Source organism: Streptomyces sp. NPDC102462, from assembly GCF_044765425.1.
Classification (GTDB): Bacteria; Actinomycetota; Actinomycetes; order Streptomycetales; family Streptomycetaceae; genus Streptomyces.
The window spans coordinates 90,838-104,321 of record NZ_JBIWKB010000023.1 but is presented as its reverse complement, the minus strand read 5'-3'; the positions used below and the strand labels follow the sequence as shown (position 1 = coordinate 104,321).

At 72.8% G+C, this 13,484-nt stretch carries 15 protein-coding genes and 1 tRNA gene; 8 read left to right on the top strand and 8 right to left on the bottom strand.

Features of this window, described 5'->3' with window-relative positions:
• Positions 1–173 precede the first annotated feature (173 nt).
• Positions 174–875 carry a hypothetical protein gene (locus tag ACIRFL_RS21330; protein WP_404030462.1) on the bottom strand — a complete coding sequence of 234 codons (702 nt, stop codon included), beginning with the start codon at positions 873–875 and terminating at the stop codon, positions 174–176.
• Between the two features lie 47 nt (positions 876–922).
• On the opposite strand from ACIRFL_RS21330, the gene ACIRFL_RS21325 reads away from it, so the two are divergent.
• Positions 923–1,111 (top strand): DUF5703 family protein, encoded by a 189-nt coding sequence (locus ACIRFL_RS21325; RefSeq protein ID WP_005485166.1) that lies wholly within the window; start codon positions 923–925, stop codon positions 1,109–1,111.
• 65 nt (positions 1,112–1,176) lie between these two features.
• Here the strand turns inward: ACIRFL_RS21325 and ACIRFL_RS21320 are convergent, their stop codons facing one another.
• The 3 genes from ACIRFL_RS21320 to ACIRFL_RS21310 all read right to left on the bottom strand — a co-directional run bounded on the left by ACIRFL_RS21320 (position 1,177) and on the right by ACIRFL_RS21310 (position 3,816).
• Positions 1,177–1,935 carry a chaplin family protein gene (locus ACIRFL_RS21320; protein WP_404030460.1) on the bottom strand — a complete coding sequence of 253 codons (759 nt, stop codon included), beginning with the start codon at positions 1,933–1,935 and terminating at the stop codon, positions 1,177–1,179.
• A 192-nt stretch (positions 1,936–2,127) separates the two neighbouring features.
• Entirely contained in the window at positions 2,128–2,361 is a 234-nt protein-coding gene (chpH, locus tag ACIRFL_RS21315; RefSeq protein ID WP_351729927.1) for a chaplin ChpH, read from the bottom strand.
• A 129-nt stretch (positions 2,362–2,490) separates the two neighbouring features.
• On the bottom strand, positions 2,491–3,816 hold the full coding sequence (locus ACIRFL_RS21310; protein WP_404030458.1) for a M20/M25/M40 family metallo-hydrolase: 1,326 nt from the start codon (positions 3,814–3,816) through the stop codon (positions 2,491–2,493).
• Positions 3,817–4,016: 200 nt separating this feature from the next.
• On the opposite strand from ACIRFL_RS21310, the gene ACIRFL_RS21305 reads away from it, so the two are divergent.
• Both ACIRFL_RS21305 and ACIRFL_RS21300 read left to right on the top strand, forming a co-directional pair.
• Positions 4,017–4,104, top strand: a tRNA-Leu gene (locus ACIRFL_RS21305).
• An 80-nt stretch (positions 4,105–4,184) separates the two neighbouring features.
• Positions 4,185–4,562: a YchJ family protein gene (locus tag ACIRFL_RS21300; protein ID WP_404030457.1), complete on the top strand. Its 378-nt coding sequence runs from the start codon at positions 4,185–4,187 to the stop codon at positions 4,560–4,562.
• Positions 4,563–4,593: 31 nt separating this feature from the next.
• Here ACIRFL_RS21300 and ACIRFL_RS21295 read toward each other — a convergent pair whose 3' ends face one another.
• A complete protein-coding gene (locus ACIRFL_RS21295) occupies positions 4,594–5,295 on the bottom strand; it encodes a FadR/GntR family transcriptional regulator (protein ID WP_404030455.1) in 702 nt (233 codons plus the stop codon).
• 143 nt (positions 5,296–5,438) lie between these two features.
• On the opposite strand from ACIRFL_RS21295, the gene ACIRFL_RS21290 reads away from it, so the two are divergent.
• The 4 genes from ACIRFL_RS21290 (at position 5,439) to ACIRFL_RS21275 (ending at position 9,240) form a co-directional block, all read left to right on the top strand.
• Positions 5,439–5,957, top strand: a complete 519-nt coding sequence (locus ACIRFL_RS21290; RefSeq protein ID WP_404030454.1) for a gluconokinase — start codon at positions 5,439–5,441, stop codon at positions 5,955–5,957.
• 67 nt (positions 5,958–6,024) lie between these two features.
• Entirely contained in the window at positions 6,025–7,422 is a 1,398-nt protein-coding gene (locus tag ACIRFL_RS21285; protein WP_404030453.1) for a GntP family permease, read from the top strand.
• Positions 7,423–7,435: 13 nt separating this feature from the next.
• Positions 7,436–8,200 (top strand): SDR family oxidoreductase, encoded by a 765-nt coding sequence (locus ACIRFL_RS21280; protein ID WP_404030451.1) that lies wholly within the window; start codon positions 7,436–7,438, stop codon positions 8,198–8,200.
• A gap of 14 nt (positions 8,201–8,214) precedes the next feature.
• Positions 8,215–9,240 carry an L-idonate 5-dehydrogenase gene (locus ACIRFL_RS21275; RefSeq protein WP_404030449.1) on the top strand — a complete coding sequence of 342 codons (1,026 nt, stop codon included), beginning with the start codon at positions 8,215–8,217 and terminating at the stop codon, positions 9,238–9,240.
• Between the two features lie 381 nt (positions 9,241–9,621).
• Here ACIRFL_RS21275 and ACIRFL_RS21270 read toward each other — a convergent pair whose 3' ends face one another.
• Genes ACIRFL_RS21270 through ACIRFL_RS21260 form a run of 3 tightly spaced genes read right to left on the bottom strand, consistent with a single transcriptional unit; the run spans position 9,622 to position 12,068 of the window.
• Positions 9,622–10,245, bottom strand: a complete 624-nt coding sequence (locus ACIRFL_RS21270; RefSeq protein ID WP_404030447.1) for a cytochrome b/b6 domain-containing protein — start codon at positions 10,243–10,245, stop codon at positions 9,622–9,624.
• Entirely contained in the window at positions 10,229–10,966 is a 738-nt protein-coding gene (locus ACIRFL_RS21265) for a molybdopterin-dependent oxidoreductase (RefSeq protein ID WP_404030446.1), read from the bottom strand. The genes ACIRFL_RS21270 and ACIRFL_RS21265 overlap by 17 nt, the downstream gene beginning before the upstream one ends.
• A gap of 52 nt (positions 10,967–11,018) precedes the next feature.
• Positions 11,019–12,068, bottom strand: coding sequence for a hypothetical protein (locus tag ACIRFL_RS21260; RefSeq protein WP_404030444.1), 1,050 nt, complete (start codon positions 12,066–12,068; stop codon positions 11,019–11,021).
• 388 nt (positions 12,069–12,456) lie between these two features.
• Here ACIRFL_RS21260 and ACIRFL_RS21255 point away from each other — a divergent pair, with 388 nt between their 5' ends.
• Positions 12,457–13,350: a DMT family transporter gene (locus tag ACIRFL_RS21255; RefSeq protein ID WP_404030443.1), complete on the top strand. Its 894-nt coding sequence runs from the start codon at positions 12,457–12,459 to the stop codon at positions 13,348–13,350.
• Positions 13,351–13,484: the final 134 nt, after the last annotated feature.

The window sequence follows — 13,484 nt, the reverse complement described above, 5'->3', positions numbered from 1 at the left end:
CAACACAGCCAGGGACCAAACACGGCCACGGGCCGAACGCAGCGGCTGGTCAAGCACAGTGGCGGACCGAACACAGCCGCGGGCCAAGCACGGTCGCGGCTCAAGGGCGGCCGTGGGCCGAACGCTGCGGTGCCGCGTGGGCTCAGGCCCGTGCGGCACCGGTGTCGGTCGGTTCAGCGATCCGCGTCCAGGGGCTCCAGGTCCTCGTCCTCGTCGCCGTCCAGGTCCAGCTGGTCCTCAAGATCGTCCTCGACGTCGTCCGCGGTGTCCTCGTCGTCGAAGACGGCGCTGACGTCGAAGCGGCAGACCACCCGCTGCGGATCGATCTGCTCGAACGGCGCCTCCAGCCACTCGCCGGGTTCTGCGGGCTCGTCCGCCGCGGTCACCCACAGCGTGGAGTCGCCCTCCTCCAGGCCGAACTCCTTGTGCCGGGAGGCGATCTCGTCCGGTTCGAACTCGCCGAACAGGATCCCCAGCGCCCCGTGCACCGTGCCGGAGGCATCCACGGCCGCGCCGTCCTCGTACTCCGCCGCCTCGACCCGCCCGGCCTGGGCCAGCAGCCGCTGCGGTTCCACCACGGCGTAGTCGCGGCGGATCAGCACGCTCAGGGCGTTCGGTTCCTCCGGACCCGCGTACGGCGGCAGCGACTCATCCGTGCCGGGGATCTCGAAGGGCGTGACCTCGTCGTAGCGGTCGTAGAGCAGCTCGTCGTAGACCTCGGCGGCCGCCGCGAGCTGGTTGAACGCCTCGTAGACGGCCGGGTCGTCCTCACCCGACCTGCGTTCGACCGCGGCCAGGTGGCGGTCGAGCGCGGTCTTGACCGCCTCGGCGGCGGCGCGTACCTCGGCAGCGGTGGGCTGCGCAGCATCAGACATAGTGCAGACGCTATCCGTACCCGGCCCCAGCCCGCACAATAGATGCGATGCCGGAATACGAATTTGTCGACGTGTACGTCCCGCGGGGGGTGTCCCGTAAGGACGCCACGCGTCTGCTGACGGACCATGCCGAGTACGGACACTGGGAGTTGGACCGACTGAGCCTGCTGCGCGACGGCAGCCGCAGGGTGCGGTTGCGCCGGCGGATCATCCGCCAGGTGCGGGCCACGTGGTGAGACAGGACACCTGACCGGAGCGGCCCCGCACGACGGGGCCGCTCCGTCTCACCGCCGTCCGCGCGTCACGCCGCGGCCCGGGCCTTGCGGTAGAGCACCGCGCCGGCCAGCAGCGCCCCCGCGCTCAGCGGGAGGGCGGCGCCGAGCGGCAGGCCGCTCCCGGTGTGGGCGAGCTGTGCGGCTCCGCCGGGCTGCGTGACGGAGGCGTCGCCCTGCGGGCGGACGTGCGAGGTGTGGGCGGCCGGTGTCTCGCCGCCCTTGGCGGGCGGGGTGCTCGGCGTACCCGGGTTTCCGGGCGGGGTCGTGTGACCGCCGCCGGGAGGGGTTTCCTGCCCGCCGCCGGGAGGCGTCTCATGGCCGCCGCCCGGAGGGGTCTCGTGGCCGCCGCCCGTGCCGTTGGCGCAGTCGTTCCCGGTCGCGGCGTTGCCGATCCCGATGACGTCGATGCTGTTGCCGCAGACGTTCACCGGCACGTCGACCGGTACCTGCACCGTGTTGCCGGAGCCCACGCCGGGCGAGCCGTCGGTGCGGCCGCCGGTGTGTGCGCCGCCCGAGTCGCCGTGACCGCCCTCGGCGGCGCCCGCACCTTGGGTGCAGGCGTTGCCCACCGCCGGGTTGAGGAGTCCGACGATGTTCACGGTGTTGCCGCAGACGTTCACCGGCACGTGCACGGGCACCTGGACGGTGTTGCCGGACAGCACGCCGGGCGAGTGCGTGGCGGTGCCGCCCGCTCCCGAGTCGGCGTGGGCGTATCCGCTGGTGGCGGCGAGTGCGCCGGTGGCCGCCAGCACGGTGATCAGGCCCTTGCGGGTGCCCTGTCGCATAGGTGAGTCCCCCCTGCCTTCGATGAGGTTGTTCTGTTCTGCTTTGTTCTGCTTTGTTCTGCTTTGTTCTGCGCTGAAGTTCCCGGCTGCCGTGCCGCGGGGCGGCTGGGTTCCGCCGGGGAAACCGGTCGGCCCCGGAGCGCATGGCGCGCGCTCCGGGGCCGACGGGAGGACGCCCTCAGGGAGTCGACGTCACTTGTTGACGCAGGTGTTGCCGAAGGCGGGGTTCAGCAGCCCGATCACCGAGATCGTGTTGCCGCAGACGTTCACCGGGACGTGCACCGGGACCTGGATGACATTGCCGGAGACGACGCCCGGGGACTGCACGGCGGCACCCTGGGCACCGGAGTCCGCGACGGCGAGGCCCGCGCCCGCGAGAACCAGCCCACCGGTGGCGGCCGCAGCAGCGACGACCTTCTTGATCATTCTTCCTCCTTGTTGGCAAGTGCGGCCCCAGCTGCGGACCGCATCACGTGTAACGAGGAGGGAGTAATGGGGCTACGAGCGTATGGTCGCATTCACCCGTCCCAGTGGGCTCCGCACGTGTGGCCGATTTCAGGACGCGTCGATGAACCGGTCGAGCACCCGCACACCGAACTTCAGCCCGTCCACCGGTACGCGTTCGTCGACACCGTGGAACATGCCCGCGAAGTCCAGCTCCGGGGGCAGCTTCAGGGGCGCGAAGCCGAAGCCGCGGATGCCCAGGTCGTCGAAGGACTTGGCGTCCGTGCCGCCGGAGAGCATGTAGGGGATCGCCTTGGCGGCCGGGTCCTCGGCGACCAGCGCGGACTGCATCGCCTCCACCAGAGCGCCGTCGAAGCCGGTCTCGACGGCCTTGTCGGAGTGCACGTCCTCCCGGCGCACCTTCGGCCCGAGGATCCGGTCGAGGTCGGCGAGGAATTCCTCCTCGTAGCCGGGCAGGAACCGCCCGTCGACGTGCGCGGTGGCCTCGCCCGGGATGACGTTGACCTTGTAGCCGGCGTTCAGCTGCGTGGGGTTGGCCGTGTTGCTCAGGGTCGCGCCGATGAGCTTGGCGATGCCGCCGAGCCTGGCGAGCGTCGCCTCCATGTTCTCCGGGTCCAGTTCGGTGCCGAGCGCGTCGCCCAACTCGTCGAGGAAGGCCCGGGTGGTCTTGGTGACCCGCACCGGGAACCGGTGCCGGCCCACCCGGGCGACCGCCTCGGACAGCTCGGTGATCGCGTTGTCCCGGTGGATCATCGAACCGTGTCCGGCGGTCCCGGCCACGGTCAGCTTCATCCAGTGCATGCCCTTCTCGGCCGTCTGGATCAGATACAGGCGGCGCTGCTCGTTCACCGTGAACGAGAAGCCGCCGACCTCGCTGATCGCCTCGGTGACGCCCTCGAAGAGCCCGGGGTGGTTGTCGACCAGCCACCGGGCGCCGTAGGTGCCTCCGGCCTCCTCGTCGGCGAGGAAGGCGAGCACGATGTCCCGCGGGGGACGCCGGCCGCTGCGCAGCCGGTCGCGCACGACGGCCAGCGTCATGGCGTCCATGTCCTTCATGTCCACGGCGCCGCGCCCCCAGACGCACCCGTCCGTGACCTCACCGGAGAACGGGTGGTGGGTCCAGTCGTCCGCGTTCGCCGGTACGACGTCGAGGTGGCCGTGGATCAGCAGTGCGGGCCGGGACGGGTCCTCGCCCTCGATGCGGGCCACGGTCGAGGCACGCCCCGGGTGCGACTCGAAGACGCTCGGTTCGAGGCCCACCTCGGCGAGCTTCTCGGCGACGTACTCGGCGGCCTTGCGCTCGCCCGGGCCCGAGTGGTCGCCGTAGTTGCTGGTGTCGATCTGGATCAGCTCGCGGCAGAGGTCCACGACCTCGTCCTCGCCGGTGACGCCCCTGGCCGTGTCCGTCTCGCTCACGCTGCTTCCTCCCGCGCTGTCGCTGCTGGTGGTCCCCCTCATCCTCCCTCGCCGTCGCCCCGGTCCCAAGCCCGGTCCCGGCCCGTCACAAGGCGTTCACGCGGGACCGGGCGCGGGGACGGGGCGTGATCGGCCACCCTGGAAAGCCTGGTAATGTTTCCTTCGTCGCCGCGGGGGACAGCCCGCGCGACGGACACCTTGTCCGGGTGGCGGAATGGCAGACGCGCTAGCTTGAGGTGCTAGTGCCCTTTATCGGGCGTGGGGGTTCAAGTCCCCCCTCGGACACCAACCAGAGACCCCAGTTCACCTGGGGTCTTTCTGTTTGGTCGGGGTCCCGCGCCATTGCCGTGGTCCCGCACAATGGGGGCATGACGACGCGTTCTTGGTGTCCGTGCGGGCTGGGCGGGGAGTACGAGGGGTGTTGCGGGCGGTATCACCGGGGTGCGGGTGCGGCGCCGACCGCCGAGGCGCTGATGCGGTCGCGGTACACGGCCTTCGTGCGGGGGGACGCGGGGTATCTGCTGCGCACCTGGCATCCGCGGACCCGGCCCGTGCGGCTGGACCTCGATCCGGGGCTGCCGTGGACCGGCCTCGAGGTGCTGGGCACGACGGACGGTTCGGCCTTCCACACCACCGGGACCGTGACCTTCCGGGCCTCCTACCGGGGCGGCTCGCTGCACGAGCGCAGCCGGTTCGAGCGGGTCGACGGGGCGTGGGCGTACGTCGACGGGGATGTTCTCGACTGACGCCCGGATGCCCGCGCGCGGCGGGGGCGGCTCAGGGTGCGAGGATGTCGAGTTCCTGGAGCGCGCCCACGGTGATCTCACGGGTCAGCCGCTCGGCGCGGTCCGCGTCGCCGCCGCGCACCGCCTCGGCGACCTGGACATGCAGGGTGACGGCGGCCGGGTCGGGGTCCTCGAACATGACCTCGTGATGGGTGCGGCCGGCGAGGACTTCCGCGACGACATCGCCGAGCCGGGCGAACATCTCGTTGCCCGACGCGGTGAGGATCACCCGGTGGAAGGCGACGTCGTGGACGAGGTACCCCTCCAGTTGGTGGCCGCGTGAGTTGGCCACCATGCCGAGCGCGCACTCGGTGAGTTCGGCGCACTGCTCGGCCGTGGCGTGCTTCGCGGCGAGCCCGGCCGCGACCGGTTCGATCGCCGAGCGCAGCACGGTCAGCGAGCGCAGCTGGCCCGGGCGGTCGGCGCCCGCCAGGCGCCAGCGGATGACCTGCGGATCGTAGACGTTCCACTCGGACTTGGGCAGCACGGTCACGCCCACCCGGCGCCGGGACTCGACCAGGTGCATGGACTCGAGGACGCGCACGGCCTCGCGCATCACCGATCGCGACACCTCGAAGTGCTGGGCCAGTTCGTCCGTGCGCAGCACGCTGCCCGTGGGGTACTCCCCCGCGGTGATCGCGGGCCCGAGGGTGTCCAGTACGCGGCCGTGCAGCCCCCGGCCCGGTGTGCTCATGCACTCAGCGTACAGAGTGGATCACGCTCCCAAAAAGTCAGACTTATTTGTCACAGACTCTTGAATTCGTCGTACCTAATGGGTTTCAGTGTGGCCGACGTCAGATGTCGACGTCGCATGTCGAGGAAGACAGCGAGGCAGTGATGCGTACCCCCCACGTCGTCGTGGTGATGGGCGTCGCCGGCACGGGCAAGACCACGATCGGTCCCCTGCTCGCGGCCCGGCTCGGCGTTCCCTATGCCGAGGGCGACGACTTCCACCCGCCGGCCAACATCGCCAAGATGTCGGCCGGGATTCCGCTGGACGACGCGGACCGGTGGCCGTGGCTCGATGCCATCGGCGGCTGGGCGCACGGGCGGGCGGGCCTCGGCGGGGTGGTGAGCAGTTCGGCGCTGAAGCGGTCGTACCGCGACCGGCTCAGGGCGGCGGCCCCCGGGATCGTGTTCGTGCACCTGACGGGTGACCGCGCGCTCATCGAGGACCGCATGTCCCACCGGCAGGGCCACTTCATGCCGACCGCGCTGCTGGACTCCCAGTTCGCCACACTCCAGCCCCTGGAGCCGGACGAGCCGGGTGTCGCCGTCGATGTCTCCGGCAGCCCGGACGAGATCACCGCGCGTGCCGCCGAGGCACTGGCCGCGCTTCCCGACCCCGCGCGGTAACACCCCCGCAGCACCCCCCACCTCAGCAACCCCTCCCCCGTCCCCGTTCATCTGCAAGGGAATCCCCGTGACCAGACTCAGCGCCGAGATGCTGGCAGCGGACACAGTCCAGCCCATCACCTCGGCAGGGCACGCCCAGCTCGGCATAGCCGTGCTGGCGGGCATCGCCGTGATCGTCCTGCTCATCACCAAGTTCAAGCTGCACGCCTTCCTGGCGCTGACCATCGGCTCGCTCGCGCTGGGCGCGTTCGCCGGGGCTCCGCTGGACAAGGCGATCACCAGCTTCACCACCGGGCTCGGCAGCACGGTCGCCGGCGTCGGCGTGCTGATCGCGCTGGGCGCGATCCTCGGCAAGCTGCTCGCCGACTCCGGCGGCGCCGACCAGATCGTCGACACCATCCTCGCCAAGGCAGGCGGCCGGACCATGCCCTGGGCGATGGTGCTGATCGCCTCCGTGATCGGCCTGCCGCTGTTCTTCGAGGTCGGCATCGTGCTGCTGATCCCGGTGGTGCTGATGGTCGCCAAGCGCGGCAACTACTCCCTGATGCGCATCGGCATCCCGGCGCTCGCCGGACTGTCCGTGATGCACGGCCTGGTGCCGCCGCACCCCGGCCCGCTGGTCGCGATCGACGCGGTCGGCGCCAATCTGGGCGTCACCCTGGCGCTCGGTGTGCTCGTCGCCGTCCCCACCGTCGTCATCGCGGGCCCGCTGTTCGCGAAGGTCGCCGCCCGCTGGGTGGACGTGCCGGCGCCCGAGCGGATGATCCCGCAGCGTCCCTCCGAGGAACTGGACAGGCGCCCCGGCTTCGGCGCCACGCTCGCCACGATCCTGCTGCCGGTCGTCCTGATGCTGGCCAAGGCCCTGGTGGACATCGTGGTCGACGACCCGACACACCTGGTGCAGCGCGTCTTCGACGTCATCGGCTCGCCGCTGATCGCCCTGCTCGCCGCGGTGATCGTCGGCATCTTCACGCTGGGCCGTCCGGCCGGGTTCACCAAGGACCGGATCTCCCAGACCGTCGAGAAGGGCCTGATGCCGATCGCCGGCATCCTGCTGATCGTCGGCGCGGGCGGCGGCTTCAAGCAGACGCTGATCGACTCCGGCGTCGGCCAGATGGTCCTGGACATCTCCAAGGACTGGTCCATACCGGCGCTGCTGCTCGCCTGGCTGATCGCGGTGGCGATCCGGCTGGCGACCGGTTCGGCGACCGTGGCGACCGTCTCCGCGGCCGGTCTGGTCGCGCCGCTGGCCGCCGACATGTCGACCACCCACGCGGCCCTGCTGGTCCTCGCCATCGGCGCCGGCTCGCTGTTCCTGAGCCATGTCAACGACGCCGGGTTCTGGCTGGTGAAGGAGTACTTCGGGCTGAGCGTCGGCCAGAACCTGAAGACCTGGTCGGTGATGGAGTGCATCGTCTCCGTGGTCGCCGGCGCCCTGGTCCTGCTGCTGTCCCTCGTGATCTAGGAAGGGTACGGCGATGACGGCTCACCCCCTCTTCGACATCCGCGGGCGCACGGCCCTGGTCACCGGCTCGAGCCGGGGCATCGGGCTCGCGCTGGCCCGCGGCCTGGCCGAGGCCGGCTGCACGGTCGTACTCAACGGACGCGACGGCGGCCGGCTCGCCGAGGCCGCCGCCGCCCTGCCCGCCGGCCGGGTGCACACGGCGGTGTTCGACGTGACCGACGGACCGTCCGTGGCCGCGGGCATCGCGGACGTCGAGGAGCGGGTGGGCCCGCTCGACATCCTGGTCAACAACGCGGGCATGCAACTGCGGGCGCCGCTCCTTCAGTTCACCGACGCCGACTGGCACCGGATCCTGGACACCAACCTGACCAGCGCGTTCCTGGTCGGCCGTGAGGCGGCCCGGCGGATGACGGAACGCGGCCACGGCAAGATCGTCAACATCTGTTCGCTGCAGAGCGAGGTGGTGCGCCCCGGCATCGCGCCGTACGCGGCGACCAAGGGCGCGCTGAAGATGCTCACCAAGGGCATGTGCGCGGACTGGGGGCCGTACGGCGTCCAGGTGAACGGGCTCGGACCCGGCTACATCGAGACCGAGCTGACCCGGCCGCTCGTCGAGGACGAGGAGTTCACCGCCTGGGTGCGCCGCCGCACCCCGGCCGGGCGCTGGGGCCGCACCGAGGACCTGGTGGGCGGGGTGCTGTTCCTCGCCTCGCCGGCCGCGGACTTCGTCAGCGGGCAGGTGCTGTACGTCGACGGCGGCATGACGAGCGTGCTGTGAGGGAGGCCGGCGGGATGCTGGGCTGTGTGATCCATGGGCGCGGCGATCTGCGCGTCGAGGAGCTTGCGGTGCCGGAACCCGGCCGCGGGCAGGCGCTCGTCGCGGTCCGCTACGGCGGGGTGTGCGGCTCCGACCTGCACTACTGGCGGCACGGCGGGGTCGGTGACTTCCGGCTCCGGGAGCCGATGGTGCTCGGCCACGAGGTGGTGGGCACGGTGGTCGGCTACGGTCCCGGCGCCTCGGGCCCTGCCGTCGGTACGGCCGTCGCCGTGCACCCCGCGACCCCGTGCGGGGCGTGCCCGGAGTGCGCGGCCGGGCTGCGCCATGTGTGCCGGGACACCCGCTACCTCGGCAGCGCGGCCCGATTCCCGCACGTCCAGGGCGGGTTCGCGGCCCGGGTGACCGTGCCCGACCGGCAGCTGCGGGCCCTGCCCGCCGGGCTGGGGCCGCGCCGGGCGGCGCTCGCCGAGCCGCTGTCGGTCGCGCTGCACGCGGTGCGGCGGGCCGGGCCGGTGGCCGGGCGGCATGTGCTGGTGACCGGGGCCGGGCCGATCGGCTGTCTGGTGGTGGCCGCGGCGCGGGCGGCGGGCGCGGCCCGGGTGACCGTGACCGACCTGCTGCCCGAGGCGCTGCGGTACGCCGCCGTTGCGGGCGCCGACACGGTCGTCAGGGCGGACGATCCGGACGACGCCGGGTGGCCGGCCGAGGTCGATGTGGCCGTCGAGGCATCGGGGGTGGCCGCCGGGCTCGACACCTGCCTGCGGCTGGTGCGGCGCGGCGGGGTCGTGGTGCAGCTGGGCATGCTGCCGCCGGGGCAGAGCCCGTTCGCGGGGAACCTGGTGGTGAGCCGGGAGATCGAGCTGCGCGGGGCGTTCCGGTTCGACGCCGAGTTCGACGAGGCGCTGGAACTGCTGGCGGCCGAGCCCGTGTTCGACGCGCTGATCAGCGCGGTGGTCCCGGTGGCCGAGGCGGAGCATGCGTTCGCCCTGGCGGCGGACCGCAGCCGCGCCTGCAAGGTCCTGCTGGACTTCACCGCCTGAACCCCCGGGTGCGGGGGCCGGTGCCGGCGCCTTTGCGGGTACGGGTGCCGGTGCCTTCGCGGGTGCGGGTGCGTTGTGGTTGGGCGCGCCGGTGCGTTGTGGCTGGTCGCGCGGGTGCGAGTGCGGGTGCGTTGTGGTTGGGCGCGCCGGTGCGTTGTGGCTGGTCGCGCGGGTGCGAGTGCGGGTGCGTTGTGGCTGATCGCGCAGTTCCCCGCGCCCCTTACGGGGCGCGTCCCGCCGTGACTGGCGGGGTGGGTCAGGGGCGCCACAGGGGGTGTTCGCGGGTTGCCCAGTCACCGTGCCGGTGCGGGTGCGTTGTGGTTGGGCGCGCAGTTCCCCGCGCCCCTACGGGCGCGTCCCGCCGGTGACTGGCGGGGTGGGTCAGGGGCGCCACAGGGGGTGTTCGCGGGTTGCCCAGTCTCGGGTCACGGTGCCGGTGCGCAGGCCGCGGCGGGCTTCCGGGTCGGCCAGGGCCATGCCGATGTGGCCGGCCAGTACCACGCCCATGGTGAGCGCGAGCCAGTCGTGCACGAAGGTCGCCGAGGTGCGCCACATCAGCGGGGTGAGGTGGGTGAACCACATCATCAGCCCCGTACCGAGCATCACCAGCGTGGCGCCGGCGATCCAGGCGGCGTACACCTTCTGGCCGGCGTTGAACTTGCCCGCCGGGCGCGCGGAGTGCCGCTTGTCGCGGCGCAGTGCAGCGCCGAGCCAGACCCGGTCGTGCGGGCCGAAGCGGTTCAGGAAACGCAGGTCGGCGCGGAACGCCCGGGAGGCGAGCCCCAGCAGGACGGGCACCGGCAGGGCGAGGCCCGCGCACTCGTGGAGGCGTACGACGAGGGCGCGGCGGCCGACGGCGACGGCGAGCTGGGGGACGTAGAGGCAGGCGGCGGTCAGCACGCACACGCCCATCAGCGCGGCCGTCGTGCGGTGCACCCAGCGTTCGGCGCGGGAGAACCGCGGCAGCCGGTCCGTGCCCGCGGGCGCCTCAGTTCGTAGGCTCATCGGTCCGTCCGTTCGAGCGGCCGACCCAGGCGTCGACGTCGTATCCCCGCCGCTCCCAGTACCCGGGTTCGACCCGGTCGGTGACGGTGATCCCGGAGAGCCACTTCGCCGACTTGTAGAAGTACATGGGGGCCACGTACAGCCGGACGGGTCCGCCGTGGTCGTGGCCGATGTCACCGTCCTGCATGCGCAGCGCGACCAGCACGTCCGGGCGCCGAGCCTGGTCGAGGGTGAGGCTTTCGGTGTAGGTGCCGTCGAAGCAGGTGAAGCGGATCGCGCGGGCCGTGCCGCGCACGCCCGCCGCATCCAGCAGCCGGGACAGCCTGACGCCCTCGAACGGGGTGCCGGGGACCCGCCAGCCGGTGACGCACTGGACGTCCTTGACCAGCCGGGTCTGCGGCAGGGCGCGCAGCTCGGCGAGGGTGTAGGCGCGGGGGCGGTCGACGAGTCCGCCGATCGTGAGCCGGTAGTCCGCGGGGCCCCGGTGCGGGACGGACGCGGCGACCGAGTAGTAGCGGAAGCCGCCGCCGTTCGGCAGCAGGCCCGTCAGTCCGGTGGGGTCCTTGCCGGAGGCGGCGCCGAGGAACGCCTCGGTGCCGCGCTGGAGTGCGGGCGCGGCGGCCACTGCGAGGGCGCCGAGGGCGAGGGTGCCGAGGACCACACGGCGGCCGATCGGGCGGCCCTCCTCGGCGCGTGGGTCCTCGGGTGGTTGGGGGTTCACACCGTCATTCGAGCACCGTCGGCCCCGCGGGACCAGGGGGTCGGGCCACGGGTCAGCGTTCCGTAATGTCTTCTCGCGTGGCGTCTTCTTGCCTTCCAGGAAGGGGAGCGCGCGGGTACGGCGGGTCCGGGGGCGCCCCGTCCGAGGTCGCAGGGGCGGCGCCGAGCGCGCGGTCGCGGGCGGCGCGGAAGGCGGCGCGGGGCTCGCGGCCCGGGTACGACCACGGCCGTGGGGTCAGATGCCGGCCGATCCGCTGGAACAGGGCGGCGGCCTCAGCGGTCCGGCCGGCGCAGGACGTGGCGTGGGCGAGGAAGTTGAGGTCGACGTGGCGGCGCGGGTGCTCGTCGTGCTCCCACTCCAGCCACCAGTCGAACGCGGCCTGCAGCACCTGCCGGACCCGGGGCCCCGACCAGTGCCCGGAGGCGACGGGGTCGGCGGGCACCAGGCCCGCGGCGGCCAGCGCCCGGAAGCGCTCGGTGTGCGCGACGACCGGCAGGACGGCGAGCGGGGAGTCGGCGGGGGCGCGGGCCGCGGTCCGGTCGGCGAACGCGTACGCCTCGTGGCCGGGGTCGGCGCCGGGCTCGGGGCGGTGCTCGGCCAGGCGTGCGGTCATCAGATGGTGGGCGTGGTGGTGGTCGCGGTGACGGCGGCACACCTCGGCGAAGGCGTCCGCGGTCTCCTCGTCGGTGCCGAGGTCGCGGGCGAGCAGGAGCAGACCGAGCCACGGGGTCGGGTCGGCGGGCGCCAGTTCGGCCGCGGCGCGGCAGGCGGCGCGGGCCGCGGCGGGGTCCTCCTTGCCGCGCAGGGCGCGCCGCGCCAGGGCCAGGGCGAGCAGCGTGGCGGCGTCGGCGGATCCGGGCTCGGCGGCCAGCCAGTCGCGGGCCCAGGCGGCGGTGTACGGCGGGCGGGCGAGGACGCAGATCCGGTGGCCGCGGCGGTCCCCGTCGTCGGCCGTGCGCTGGAGCAGGGCCCGTACGGCCTGCCGCCGGCCCTGGGCCAGGGCGGCGCGCGCGGCGATGAGTTCGGTGTCGTCGAAGGCGTCGTCGACGACCTCGTAGGGGCGCGCGCGGCGCGGGTGGAGCAGGGGCGGGGGTAAGGGCACCGCGAGACTTCCTGGTTGTCGAACTGCCATCGACCGATCACTCACAGCAAATCCCCCGCCAACGGTTCACGTCAAGTTCATCGGAGCTGTTGTTGGGTTCAACTACCGTTTGCAGTAAGGGAATTGAGGCAGGTCCCAGGGTCGCGTGGGCGGCGCGGACCGGACCCGGCGAGGGGGCTCTGCGTGGCCGGCATGCGCCAGGGTGGCGACCACCCGGGCAGCGGACCATGACGGTGGGCCGTCGGCTCGCGCCCCCCCTGGCCGACCGGGCCCCCCGGCCGATTTCACCTGACCGGTTCTGGGCACTCCCGGGGGCACGGAGAGCTTCGGGAGACTACAGTCGGCCACTACGCACCCGTGGCCCGGCCGGATGATCGAGGTACGCAGCGTGTCGGTTCTGGTTCTGATTCTCGCCGTGAGCGCGGCCTGTTGCCTCGGCTTCGGATTCGTGCTCCAGCAGAACGCCGCCCAGAAGGCACCCCTGAGCGACTTCCTCTCGCCCCGGCTGCTGCTCGACCTGATGAAGGTGCCACGCTGGCTCGGCGGCATCGGCCTGATGGCGGCCGGGATGATCCTCGGCGCCGTCACCCTGGGCCGAGGCGAGATCTCCCTGGTGGAGCCGCTGCTCGCCACGAACCTGCTGTTCGCCCTGGCCCTTTCCCGGCACCAGACCAAACAGCCGCTGGGCCGCCAGGGCTGGACGGGCCTCGCCCTGCTCGCCGGTGGCGTCACCGCGTTCATCGTGGCGGGCCGGCCGCACGGCGGGCACGCGGTCACCGACCCGGTCCGGCACTGGCTGATCATCGGCGTGACGCTGGGCCTCGCCCTGCTGCTCACCACCTTCGCCAAACGCTCCCGGCTGAGCATGGCCCCGGTACTGCTGGCCCTCGCCGCCGGTCTCCTGTACGGCGTGCAGGACGCGCTGACCCGGATCAGCGGGCAGCGGTTCTCCGCGGGCGGGCTCGCCGAACTGTTCTCCGGCTGGCAGCCCTACGGCGTGCTCGCGCTCGGCATCACCGGGCTGATCCTGGTGCAGAGCGCGTTCGAGACGGCGCCGCTGCGTATGTCGCTGCCCGCGTTGACGGCCGCCCAGCCGCTGGCCGGGATCCTGTGCGGGGTGGGGTTCCTCGGTGACCGGCTGCGTACCGACACCGGGGCGCTGGCCTGGGAGGCGGCCGGGCTGGCCGCCGTGGTCGTGGGCATCGTGCTGCTCGGACTGCATCCGGCCATGCCGCGGGGTACGGGGGCGGCGGCGCCGAAGCGGGACCTTCAGCCCCGCTGAGCCCTGGCCGGGCGGGGGCGCGGTTCCCTGCGGGGCGGGTGCCGGGGTTCGTCTGCGGCGCCGTTGTGGCTGAGCGCGGTTCCCTGCGGGGCGGGTGCCGGGGTTCGTCTGCGGCGCCGTCGTGGTTGAGCGCG

Bases quoted from the DNA above. Each gene is read 5' to 3' on its own strand.
- ACIRFL_RS21290 (WP_404030454.1), top strand. From the start codon at position 5,439: ATGCGTACCCCCCACGTCGTCGTGGTGATGGGCGTCGCCGGCACGGGC.
- ACIRFL_RS21330 (WP_404030462.1), bottom strand. From the start codon at position 875: ATGTCTGATGCTGCGCAGCCCACCGCTGCCGAGGTACGCGCCGCCGCC.
- ACIRFL_RS21300 (WP_404030457.1), top strand. From the start codon at position 4,185: ATGACGACGCGTTCTTGGTGTCCGTGCGGGCTGGGCGGGGAGTACGAG.
- ACIRFL_RS21280 (WP_404030451.1), top strand. From the start codon at position 7,436: ATGACGGCTCACCCCCTCTTCGACATCCGCGGGCGCACGGCCCTGGTC.
- ACIRFL_RS21275 (WP_404030449.1), top strand. From the start codon at position 8,215: ATGCTGGGCTGTGTGATCCATGGGCGCGGCGATCTGCGCGTCGAGGAG.
- chpH (WP_351729927.1), bottom strand. From the start codon at position 2,361: ATGATCAAGAAGGTCGTCGCTGCTGCGGCCGCCACCGGTGGGCTGGTT.
- ACIRFL_RS21295 (WP_404030455.1), bottom strand. From the start codon at position 5,295: ATGAGCACACCGGGCCGGGGGCTGCACGGCCGCGTACTGGACACCCTC.
- ACIRFL_RS21325 (WP_005485166.1), top strand. From the start codon at position 923: ATGCCGGAATACGAATTTGTCGACGTGTACGTCCCGCGGGGGGTGTCC.
- ACIRFL_RS21320 (WP_404030460.1), bottom strand. From the start codon at position 1,935: ATGCGACAGGGCACCCGCAAGGGCCTGATCACCGTGCTGGCGGCCACC.
- ACIRFL_RS21270 (WP_404030447.1), bottom strand. From the start codon at position 10,245: ATGAGCCTACGAACTGAGGCGCCCGCGGGCACGGACCGGCTGCCGCGG.